At 51.4% G+C, this 9,775-nt stretch carries 12 protein-coding genes; 8 read left to right on the forward strand and 4 right to left on the reverse strand.

The genetic code is table 11. The features are described 5' to 3' along the window. Both FDW95_RS23940 and FDW95_RS15680 read right to left on the reverse strand, forming a co-directional pair. The coding region (locus FDW95_RS23940) for a cation transporter (RefSeq protein ID WP_249359150.1) at window positions 1–860 on the reverse strand (860 nt) is incomplete at its 3' end. Window positions 861–935: 75 nt separating this feature from the next. Further along, on the reverse strand, window positions 936–1,562 hold the full coding sequence (locus FDW95_RS15680; protein ID WP_096759219.1) for a lysoplasmalogenase: 627 nt from the start codon (window positions 1,560–1,562) through the stop codon (window positions 936–938). 141 nt (window positions 1,563–1,703) lie between these two features. Between FDW95_RS15680 and FDW95_RS15685 the strand changes: the two genes are divergently transcribed. The 4 genes from FDW95_RS15685 to FDW95_RS15700 all read left to right on the forward strand — a co-directional run bounded on the left by FDW95_RS15685 (window position 1,704) and on the right by FDW95_RS15700 (window position 4,173). Then, window positions 1,704–2,063: a DUF2500 domain-containing protein gene (locus FDW95_RS15685; RefSeq protein ID WP_115257266.1), complete on the forward strand. Its 360-nt coding sequence runs from the start codon at window positions 1,704–1,706 to the stop codon at window positions 2,061–2,063. Between the two features lie 237 nt (window positions 2,064–2,300). Beyond that, complete coding sequence (locus FDW95_RS15690; protein WP_115257267.1) at window positions 2,301–2,780, forward strand: Hcp family type VI secretion system effector; 480 nt, start codon at window positions 2,301–2,303, stop codon at window positions 2,778–2,780. Between the two features lie 9 nt (window positions 2,781–2,789). Then, the gene (locus FDW95_RS15695; RefSeq protein WP_115257268.1) at window positions 2,790–3,668 is read left to right on the forward strand and encodes a hypothetical protein; all 879 of its coding nucleotides are present in this window, start codon (window positions 2,790–2,792) and stop codon (window positions 3,666–3,668) included. Between the two features lies 1 nt (window position 3,669). Continuing rightward, entirely contained in the window at window positions 3,670–4,173 is a 504-nt protein-coding gene (locus tag FDW95_RS15700; protein WP_249359153.1) for a DUF1240 domain-containing protein, read from the forward strand. A gap of 52 nt (window positions 4,174–4,225) precedes the next feature. Here FDW95_RS15700 and FDW95_RS15705 read toward each other — a convergent pair whose 3' ends face one another. Both FDW95_RS15705 and rsmD read right to left on the reverse strand, forming a co-directional pair. After that, the gene (locus FDW95_RS15705; protein WP_096759221.1) at window positions 4,226–4,501 is read right to left on the reverse strand and encodes a DUF1145 family protein; all 276 of its coding nucleotides are present in this window, start codon (window positions 4,499–4,501) and stop codon (window positions 4,226–4,228) included. Beyond that, complete coding sequence (gene rsmD / locus FDW95_RS15710) at window positions 4,491–5,087, reverse strand: 16S rRNA (guanine(966)-N(2))-methyltransferase (protein ID WP_096759222.1); 597 nt, start codon at window positions 5,085–5,087, stop codon at window positions 4,491–4,493. Before rsmD ends, FDW95_RS15705 begins: the two co-directional genes overlap by 11 nt. Before the next feature lie 274 nt (window positions 5,088–5,361). On the opposite strand from rsmD, the gene ftsY reads away from it, so the two are divergent. The 4 genes from ftsY (at window position 5,362) to rpoH (ending at window position 9,698) form a co-directional block, all read left to right on the forward strand. Beyond that, window positions 5,362–6,867, forward strand: a complete 1,506-nt coding sequence (gene ftsY / locus FDW95_RS15715) for a signal recognition particle-docking protein FtsY (RefSeq protein WP_115257269.1) — start codon at window positions 5,362–5,364, stop codon at window positions 6,865–6,867. Between the two features lie 2 nt (window positions 6,868–6,869). Further along, window positions 6,870–7,538: a cell division ATP-binding protein FtsE gene (gene ftsE / locus FDW95_RS15720; RefSeq protein ID WP_096759224.1), complete on the forward strand. Its 669-nt coding sequence runs from the start codon at window positions 6,870–6,872 to the stop codon at window positions 7,536–7,538. Then, the gene (gene ftsX / locus FDW95_RS15725; RefSeq protein ID WP_096759225.1) at window positions 7,531–8,589 is read left to right on the forward strand and encodes a permease-like cell division protein FtsX; all 1,059 of its coding nucleotides are present in this window, start codon (window positions 7,531–7,533) and stop codon (window positions 8,587–8,589) included. Before ftsE ends, ftsX begins: the two co-directional genes overlap by 8 nt. A 254-nt stretch (window positions 8,590–8,843) precedes the next feature. Continuing rightward, the gene (gene rpoH / locus FDW95_RS15730; RefSeq protein ID WP_137363545.1) at window positions 8,844–9,698 is read left to right on the forward strand and encodes an RNA polymerase sigma factor RpoH; all 855 of its coding nucleotides are present in this window, start codon (window positions 8,844–8,846) and stop codon (window positions 9,696–9,698) included. The last annotated feature ends 77 nt before the right edge of the window (window positions 9,699–9,775 follow it).

A 9,775-nucleotide genomic window follows, 5' to 3' on the forward strand; every position in this document is an offset into this window, starting at 1 on the left:
TCAAAGCTGGCAAAGCCGGAGACCAGTTTGCCGTCGGCGGGTAAGCGCCCACCTGCAGCCACTTCAATCACGTCGCCGGGCTGGAGGCTGTTAATGGCCACCTCTTCGCGCTCGCCATTGCGCAGGCGGACGGCGGTTTCGGGTTTTAGCGCCATCAGCGCGCTGACCCCTTTGCGGGCGCGGCTGGCAGCCCATCCTTCCAGGCGTTCGCCAATTAAAAACAGCAGCAGTACCATCGCGGCTTCCGCCGTGGCACCAATAAACAGCGCACCAATGGCGGCGACGCTCATTAACGTTTCAATGGCAAAGTAGCTACCGGTTTTCATCAGGCGCAGCGCCTGACGGGCAATGGGATACAGCCCGACCAGCGTCGTGGCGATAAACGCCATCTGACCAAAGGGATGATTGAACTGCTCCAGCCCCCAGCTAATCGCCATCATGACGATGAGGGTGATCAGCGGCAGATTTTCTTTAAACCGCGACTCGGGTGCGGCTTCCGGTGCTTGCTCATCGCGCAGGGTATAGCCCGCTTTTTGCACCGCGTTTTCTATGTTCTGGCCAATATCGGCCCCGGCATCGACCACCAGTTTTTCGGTAGCGAACAGCACCTGAACCTGGTTGACGCCGCTGACCTGGCGGACCGCATTTTCAACTTTACGCGCGCAGGCGGCGCAATCCATGCCTGAGACTTTCCAGGTATAGCGCGTGCCGTCCACCGTATTGGATACGGGCGTGGGTGAGGGTGCGGCTGTCGAGCAACGGCCTTCACTGCAGCAGTCATCAACCTTCTGCGGTGCAGGCGCGAGCTTGAATGAAGAAAATTGTGGGGCCTTTTTGCCATTGGTATCGGGCGTCGACATGGCATCCTCCGGTTGATAATCATTTCGTATTAACCGGAGGATACACTCTGGAGTCGACTCCAGAGTCAAGCGTTTTTAAAGGTACAGTGAACGTACAATCAGGAAATGTCCGGCGAAGTAGCAGGCGGCGGCAATGGCGTTATCGGCGCGGAAGCGGCGGCGATAATGACTACCCAGCCAGACAATATTGCCGATGAACAGCAATGAGGCACCCATAAATGCCGATAGCGCCGGGGCGGTTGGGCGGAAGAACCACAGCTCGCCAGCCATCCAGACCATCATCAGAGTGATGCCGATAAAGGTGCAGATGGCGACGCGCAGTTCTTCCAGCCGCGTCCAGATCACGGCGATCAGCAGGGCACCCAACACCAGCAGCACCAGCGGCAGAGGCCAGAAGAATGACATCGTCATTTGGCTGGCGAAATAGATGGTATAGAGCAAATGCGACAGGAAAAACGCCCCCACGGCGTACAGCAGGCGTTGACGTGGCAACAGCGTCAGCGCATCGCCGAGCAGCGAGGCCAACAGGCCGGCCAGCACCAGATAGCTGATGGCATTAAACATTGGCGCCTGCCAGGCCAGCAGCAACAGCAGCAATAATGTCAGGGGTTTAAAGACCCAGCGTTGCCAGGTGGGACCACGATAGGACGCATCCACGAACAGCCATGCGGAAAGACAAACAGCGATAAACGACCAAAGCATCTTAGTTCCTTGAATTCGTTATTTTTTCGTAAGCGGGGTGCTTACGGCTCTTCTGTCCAGTGTAGAGGTCGATACCGCCAGATGACAACACCATAACAGGCAGGGTATGCTTATTTCCGCATTTTCTGATGGGTTAATAAAATGAGTAAGCCACCACTTTTTTTCATTGTTATCATTGTATTAATCGTTGTCGCCGCATCGTTTCGCTTTGTCCAACAGCGCCGGGAAAAAGCGGATAATGATGCCGCGCCGCTGGTGCAAAAGCAGGTTGTGGTGAGCAATAAGCGGGAAAAACCGCTGAATGACCGACGTTCGCGCCAGCAGGAAGTGACTCCAGCGGGTACCAGCATGCGTTATGAAGCGAGCTTTAAGCCACTTAGCGGGGGAATGGAGCAGACGTTTCGCCTGGATGCGCAGCAGTATCATGCGTTAACGGTCGGCGATAAAGGCACGCTGAGTTACAAAGGGTCGCGCTTTGAGGGATTTAAGACTGGGCAATAACCCCGAACGGCATAGTGTTTATTCCGCCACTGGCGACAATAAATTCAACCGAAATATATAATGCCATTCAAGTATAGTTGTTATTTATTTAACTGTGGTAATACCGTTATTATTATATTTTTTGTGTGATACAACATCGAACACATCACTATTCTGCTATCCGATTTTCACTATCATACTATTTCAATATTATCTCAGGTATACAAAAATATAATTTTAAATGGCTAAGGGATTTATATGGCAAATACAATGTGGTTAACCTTAAATGGGCAGGCGCAGGGATTGATTTCTGCTGGATGCGCCTCGGTAAATTCGATAGGAAATAAATCACAACCTGCTCATCGTGATCAGATAATGGTAATGACAGTTAGTCATAGCATGAGCCGGGTACAAAATGTGAACCATCAATGTTTGACGTTTATTAAGCCAGTAGATAAATCCTCACCGTTATTAGGTAAAGCTATAACTGACAATGAAACATTGAGCTGTGAATTTAGCTTCTATCGCACCAGTCAGGCGGGTTTAAACAAATGCTATTACACGTTAAAACTGATTAATGCCAGAATATCCAGCATCCATCTTCAGGTACCTCATACCATTGATGACAGCGCGGGTCAGCCAGAAGAAATTATTGAGCTGTCGTATGAGTCTATTGCCTGGGAACACCTTATTGCAGGAACCAGTGCATACAGCACCTGGGATGAACGAATTTTTTAAGGAGTAATAATGGAAGGGTATTATGACTGGATTAGGAATCACCGTGAAGATATTCTTAGAGGAAATAACTGGCAACGTAATCAGCGTATCGAGGACGAAATCAGAACGCTGAAAAATAATCTGAATAGCAATACACAACACATTATGCTGCTAACGCTTGAAGAGGCGCAGGGCGTGATTGATGATTTGCTGGGCAGCAAACCCGTCAGTTTTTCGACGAATTATGCCGGTAACATCAAAGATGCGGCTGATGCGACTAGAAAGCTGTCGAAGCTTTTTTCTTATCAGCAGGCCGGAAAGATTGTCTTCACCTTAAAAGGCCTTGGGATTAAAGCAACGCAATATACTTATCAGGGGAAGCTGTATGTGAAGATTACTGGCTACCCTTCTCTGCGGCGCATTCTGAACGGCACCCGTTACCGGATTAACCATCCTAAAGTACTTGAAGTGGGCATTGGCAGCGCCGGGTTTCGAAATGGCATAATGTCAGGGGCCAGATTCTGCATCTGGTTTTCCGCATGCTGGCGGTTCATTGAGGTGGTGTTTAAATCCGAGCATGACGTCGCCGCACTACTGGGGAACGTGACGATGGATGTGGCGAAGGTGATTGTAAGTATTTTTGTCTCAAGATTATCAGGCAATGTTATTCGTTGGGGCGTCTCTCTTTTTGTAACGAGTGCGGCTGTTCCCGTTTGGGGAGAAATTATTGGTGCTGTTGCGTTAGGTCTATTCATTGCCTGGTCTCTGAATGAAGTGGACAAAAAATATGAGCTATCAGACAAACTGATAGCGTGTATTCGTGAGGGACTTAAAGAACGGCAAAGAATCGAAGAGTGGAACGCCCAACGATTGGGGTACAGAAACTCCCTTTACGGCGGAATTTATTGATATGAATATTAATCTGGAGAGCATTAAGAAAAGATGTTGTTTGTTTCTTTTTATGCTTTTTGTGGGAGGGATTAGTTGGGGGTTTTATTATGCCAGTGTGCCAGACATTACCGATCTTATTGAATCCAGGAGCATTGTTTATTTTTTCTGGGGGTCGTTTTGTCTGCTGCTTATGTTTCCTGTAGGGTTTTTCTTTGTTTTATGTATTGCCTACGTGACCTTTACGAAAAGCATGCAGCCGCCTAAATTCTTCGACAGGGCATTTACTATCGGTATCCATGTTGCGGGGGTAGGATTTGTTATTGGTAATATCCTCTCTTTTATTGTCATTTTTTATCCTCTTGGTACTAACTATGTTTTATGTGAGCGTCCAGGCCCGACGTCTGGCACCTATTACACCCGGACAGAAGAGATTTGCGAGCAGGTGAAATACCTGAGGAAAACAAGAGCCAGTAAAGATATTCCAAAACTGAAAGATCAACTGGACGGCATATTACCACCGTGATGACGTTTTGCAGGCCCGGCTCGCAACGCGCCGCCGGGCGAAAAGATCACGGCTACTTCTTCAACTGATCTTTAATCTTCTTCTGCCAGACCAGCAACTCAAACACGCCGAACAGGAAAATACGCACTTTCTCGCCGGTGGTCATCTGCGGGCCGTCTTTCGGCAGGGTGCTTTTTAGCAGCGCCAGCTGCATGCCGTGCATCAGCACCATAAACACCAGCGCCACGTTAACGAAGATATTGAGCGGGCGCGGGAAGGGCTGAAAAAGGTTGAGCAGCAAGAATGCCCAGACGCCCAGCATCAGCAGGCGTCCCAGGTTAATCAGCATGGTGTTCTCCTCGTGCTTCACGTTGATACAGGCGATAAGCAACCTGGCCGGCGACTTTTTCACGATACAACGACCAGTTAACCGGAACCGGCGGCAGGCCGTTTTCGACTTCGCTCTCAACGTAAATATACGCCTCGTTTGCCAGCCAGCCATTCGTTTCCAGAAGCGTTAATGTTTCTTCCAGTAATCCTTTACGAAACGGCGGATCAACAAACACCACATTATGCGGCGACCCCGCCTGAGCCAGAAACGCCAGCGTATTGGTGTTGACGACGCGGGCGTGATTGGCCTTCAGAGTGACGAGATTTTTTTGTAGCTGCTGAGACACCGCCCGATCCATTTCCAGAAGCGTTGCGCCTGCGGCATAACGGGAGAGTGCTTCCAGCCCCAGCGCACCGCTGCCAGCAAAGCAGTCCAGACACTGGGCATCGACCATCATTGGTGCCAGCCAGTTAAACAACGTTTCGCGGACACGGTCAGTAGTGGGTCGCAGACCCGGGCTGTCCGGAACCGGGAGTTTACGGCCGCGCCATTGCCCGCCAATAATGCGGATCTGGCCGCTGCCTGAGTGATTCGGTTTTTTCATTTCTATTATTGCTCAATCCGCATGTGACGTGTCATTCCAGGCGGTGATGTGAGTTAAGTTAACCCGTCGCCTTTCAAGTGACCTCTTCGTTGGCTGCACTTACTCACCCGAATCACTTACTAAAGTAAGCTCATCGGGATTCGTGCGCTTGCCGCCTTGACGTAACTCGAAATTCATTGGGTATAAGTGATAGACTATTTCATCATTTTTTTAGCTGCTATGTACATAGCGTTGACGCTGTGCCATGAAGCAACAGCGGGGAGTGTAGTCGCAAATGGCGAATGAGAAAAAACGTGGCTTTTTTTCCTGGCTGGGCTTTGGTCAAAAAGAGCAGGCACCGGAAAACGAGACAGAATTAAAAAACGAAGAACAACAACAGGTTGTAGAAGAATCTGCCGTTGTTGAGGAACAGCCGCGCGCGCAGGAAACCCATAGCGAAGCCGAAACGGAGGCCTTTGCGGCTGAAGTTGTGGAAGTCACTGAACAGGTTGCAGAAATCGAAAAACTGCAGCCTGAACCAGAACCTGTGGTCGAGCAACCGCAGCCGGAGGTTGAACCGGTTGTTGAAGCCCCAGCGCCAACGGCGGTTATTGAACACGAAGAGTTACCGCTGCCGGAAGAAGTAAAAACCGAAGAAATTTCGCCAGAAGAATGGCAGGCCGAAGCGGAAACCGTTGAAATTGTTGAAGCGGTTGAAGAAGAAGCGGAAAACGAACCGCAGCTGACCGACGAAGAACTGGAAGCGCAGGCGCTGGCTGCTGAAGCGGCAGAAGAAGCCGTCATGGTTGTGCCGGTAGAAGAACCTGCTGTAGAAGAGCCAGCAGAAGAAGAAACGGTACAAGAACAGGAGAAACCGACGAAAGAAGGCTTCTTTGCGCGTCTGAAACGCAGCCTGCTAAAAACCAAAGAAAACCTCGGTTCCGGATTTATCAGTCTGTTCCGCGGTAAAAAGATCGACGATGATCTGTTTGAAGAACTGGAAGAGCAGTTGCTGATCGCCGATGTGGGGGTAGAAACCACCCGTAAGATCATCGCCAACCTGACGGAAGGGGCCAGCCGCAAGCAACTTAAAGATGCTGAAGCGCTGTACGGTCTGCTGAAAGATGAAATGGGCGAGATTCTGGCGAAGGTTGATGAACCGCTAAATGTGGATGGTAAGACGCCGTTTGTTATCTTGATGGTTGGCGTGAACGGTGTGGGTAAAACCACCACCATCGGCAAGCTGGCACGTCAGTTCGAGCAGCAGGGCAAATCGGTGATGTTGGCTGCGGGAGATACCTTCCGTGCGGCGGCGGTCGAGCAGCTGCAGGTCTGGGGCCAGCGTAACAACATTCCGGTGATTGCGCAGCATACCGGCGCGGATTCCGCGTCCGTTATCTTTGATGCCATCCAGGCGGCGAAGGCGCGTAACGTTGACGTGCTGATCGCCGATACCGCAGGTCGCTTGCAGAACAAAGCGCATCTGATGGAAGAATTGAAAAAAATCGTTCGCGTGATGAAAAAGCTCGACGAAGATGCGCCGCATGAAATTATGCTGACCCTTGATGCCAGTACCGGGCAGAATGCCATAAGCCAGGCCAAACTGTTCCATGAGGCGGTGGGTTTGACCGGTATTACCCTGACCAAGCTGGACGGTACGGCGAAAGGTGGGGTAATTTTCTCGGTTGCCGACCAGTTTGGCATCCCTATCCGCTACATCGGTGTGGGCGAACGTATCGAGGATTTACGTCCGTTTAAAGCGGACGATTTTATAGAGGCACTTTTTGCCCGAGAGGATTAACAATGATTCGCTTTGAACATGTCAGCAAGGCCTATCTCGGTGGGAGACAAGCGCTGCAGGGAGTCACATTCCATATGCAGCCTGGCGAGATGGCGTTTCTGACCGGCCACTCCGGTGCGGGGAAAAGTACCCTGCTGAAGCTGATCTGTGGGATTGAACGGCCCAGTGCCGGGAAAATTTCCTTCAGCGGGCATGACATCAGCCGTTTGAAAAACCGTGAAGTGCCGTTTCTGCGTCGCCAGATCGGCATGATTTTTCAGGATCACCATCTGCTGATGGATCGGACCGTTTTTGACAACGTGGCGATTCCGCTGATTATCGCGGGTGCCAGCGGGGACGATATTCGTCGCCGCGTGTCAGCGGCACTGGACAAGGTCGGGCTGTTGGACAAAGCGAAGAATTTCCCGATTCAACTCTCCGGCGGTGAGCAGCAGCGTGTGGGAATTGCCCGTGCGGTGGTGAATAAACCTGCGGTACTGCTGGCGGATGAACCGACCGGAAACCTTGATGACGCGTTGTCGGAGGGGATCTTACGCCTGTTCGAAGAGTTCAACCGCGTCGGGGTTACGGTATTAATGGCGACGCACGACATTGGGCTGATCTCCCGTCGTTCCTATCGCCAGATGGTCCTGAGCGACGGACACCTGCATGGAGGCCTGGCGCATGAATAGACGTGACGCTATTAATCAAATCAAACAGTTCGGTGGGCGACTGGACCGTTTTCGTAAATCGGGCGGTGCGCCAGGTGACGGGGGACGCAACGCGCCGAAGCGGGCAAAATCCTCACCAAAGCCGAACTCACGTAAAACCAATGTCTTTAACGAGCAGGTGCGCTATGCGTTCCAGGGCGCGTTACAGGACCTGAAAAGCAAGCCGCTGGCGACGTTCCTGACGGTGATGGTGATCGCCATCTCCCTGACGCTGCCGAGCGTGTGTTACATGGTCTATAAGAACGTAAACCAGGCGGCAAGCCAGTATTATCCGTCCCCGCAGATCACCGTGTATTTGCAGAAAACGCTGGATGATGACGCGGCGGCGCGGGTGGTTGGTCAATTGCAGGCCGAGCAGGGCGTGGAGAAGGTGAATTATCTTTCCCGCGACGATGCGCTGGGTGAATTCCGTAACTGGTCTGGTTTTGGCGGCGCGCTGGATATGCTGGAAGAGAACCCGCTGCCGGCCGTGGCGGTGGTTATCCCAAAACTGGATTTCCAGGGCACGGAGTCGCTGAACACGCTGCGTGATCGGGTGGCACAAATCAATGGTATTGATGAAGTGCGCATGGATGACAGCTGGTTTGCGCGGCTGGCGGCGTTGACGAGTCTGGTGGGGCGCGTTTCGGCAATGATTGGCGTGCTGATGGTGGCCGCGGTGTTCCTGGTTATCGGCAACAGCGTACGACTGAGCATTTTTGCCCGTCGCGATACCATCAACGTACAGAAACTGATTGGTGCAACGGATGGGTTTATCCTGCGACCGTTCCTCTACGGTGGAGCGCTGCTTGGCTTTTCGGGCGCTTTTCTTTCACTGATTTTGTCAGAAATTTTGGTGATGCGTCTGTCTTCAGCGGTCACTGAAGTGGCACAGGTTTTTGGAACTAAATTTGATATCAACGGCTTATCATTCGACGAGTGCCTGCTGCTGCTGCTGGTGTGCTCAATGATTGGCTGGGTGGCAGCCTGGCTTGCCACGGTCCAACATTTACGCCACTTTACCCCTGATTAAAAAATCTCTGGTATAATCTTTCCCTGCACTGAGAAGTTCGCTCTGCAGGGAAAGAGTCCCTGTTGTCTCTTCCCGACATAGTCATTGTGATGTCACATTTTGTGCGTAATGTATACACAGTACGACATGGAACTTGTGGATAAAATCACTGTCTGATAAAAGATTGAATGATATTCTCGTTGCTCATAAGCTCTGGCATGGTTGTTGCTGTCGATTTTTCAACGCGCCAGATGATATAGATTGAGAGGATTTGAATGACCAAAGAAATGCAAAATTTAGCTTTAGCCCCTGTTGGTAACCTGGAATCTTACATCCGGGCTGCAAACGCGTGGCCGATGTTGTCGGCTGACGAGGAGCGGGCACTGGCTGAAAAGCTGCATTACCAGGGCGATCTGGAAGCAGCTAAAACGCTGATCCTGTCTCACCTGCGCTTTGTTGTTCATGTTGCTCGTAACTACGCGGGCTATGGCCTGCCGCAGGCGGATCTGATTCAGGAAGGTAATATCGGCCTGATGAAAGCCGTGCGCCGTTTCAACCCGGAAGTGGGTGTGCGCCTGGTGTCTTTCGCCGTGCACTGGATCAAAGCAGAGATCCACGAATACGTTCTGCGTAACTGGCGTATCGTTAAAGTCGCGACCACCAAAGCACAGCGTAAGCTGTTCTTTAACCTGCGTAAAACTAAGCAGCGTCTGGGCTGGTTTAACCAGGATGAAGTTGAAATGGTCGCTCGCGAGCTGGGGGTTTCCAGCAAAGACGTCCGCGAAATGGAATCCCGTATGGCGGCGCAGGACATGACGTTTGACATGTCTTCGGACGACGAGTCCGACAGCCAGCCGATGGCTCCGGTGCTTTATCTGCAGGGCAAATCGTCTAACTTTGCTGACGGCATTGAAGACGATAACTGGGAAGAGCAGGCGGCGAACAAATTGACTTACGCGATGGAAGGTCTGGACGAACGTAGCCAGGACATCATCCGTGCCCGTTGGCTCGACGAAGACAACAAGTCGACGTTGCAGGAGCTGGCCGATCGCTACGGTGTTTCCGCTGAACGTGTGCGTCAGCTTGAAAAGAACGCCATGAAAAAACTCCGCGCGGCAATCGAAGCGTAATTTTCGCGAATTGCCAATGAACCCTCGAATGTGAATTCGGGGGTTTTGTTTTTTGTAGGCCGGATAAGGTGTTTACG

This window comes from Citrobacter sp. wls718 (assembly GCF_005280945.1).
GTDB classification, from domain to species: Bacteria; Pseudomonadota; Gammaproteobacteria; order Enterobacterales; family Enterobacteriaceae; genus Citrobacter; species Citrobacter gillenii.

Coding starts and splice junctions, on each gene's coding strand:
- rpoH (WP_137363545.1), top strand. CDS start 8,844: ATGACCAAAGAAATGCAAAATTTAGCTTTAGCCCCTGTTGGTAACCTG.
- FDW95_RS15695 (WP_115257268.1), top strand. CDS start 2,790: ATGGAAGGGTATTATGACTGGATTAGGAATCACCGTGAAGATATTCTT.
- FDW95_RS15705 (WP_096759221.1), bottom strand. CDS start 4,501: ATGCTGATTAACCTGGGACGCCTGCTGATGCTGGGCGTCTGGGCATTC.
- rsmD (WP_096759222.1), bottom strand. CDS start 5,087: ATGAAAAAACCGAATCACTCAGGCAGCGGCCAGATCCGCATTATTGGC.
- ftsE (WP_096759224.1), top strand. CDS start 6,870: ATGATTCGCTTTGAACATGTCAGCAAGGCCTATCTCGGTGGGAGACAA.
- FDW95_RS15700 (WP_249359153.1), top strand. CDS start 3,670: ATGAATATTAATCTGGAGAGCATTAAGAAAAGATGTTGTTTGTTTCTT.
- FDW95_RS15685 (WP_115257266.1), top strand. CDS start 1,704: ATGAGTAAGCCACCACTTTTTTTCATTGTTATCATTGTATTAATCGTT.
- FDW95_RS15690 (WP_115257267.1), top strand. CDS start 2,301: ATGGCAAATACAATGTGGTTAACCTTAAATGGGCAGGCGCAGGGATTG.
- FDW95_RS15680 (WP_096759219.1), bottom strand. CDS start 1,562: ATGCTTTGGTCGTTTATCGCTGTTTGTCTTTCCGCATGGCTGTTCGTG.
- ftsY (WP_115257269.1), top strand. CDS start 5,362: ATGGCGAATGAGAAAAAACGTGGCTTTTTTTCCTGGCTGGGCTTTGGT.
- ftsX (WP_096759225.1), top strand. CDS start 7,531: ATGAATAGACGTGACGCTATTAATCAAATCAAACAGTTCGGTGGGCGA.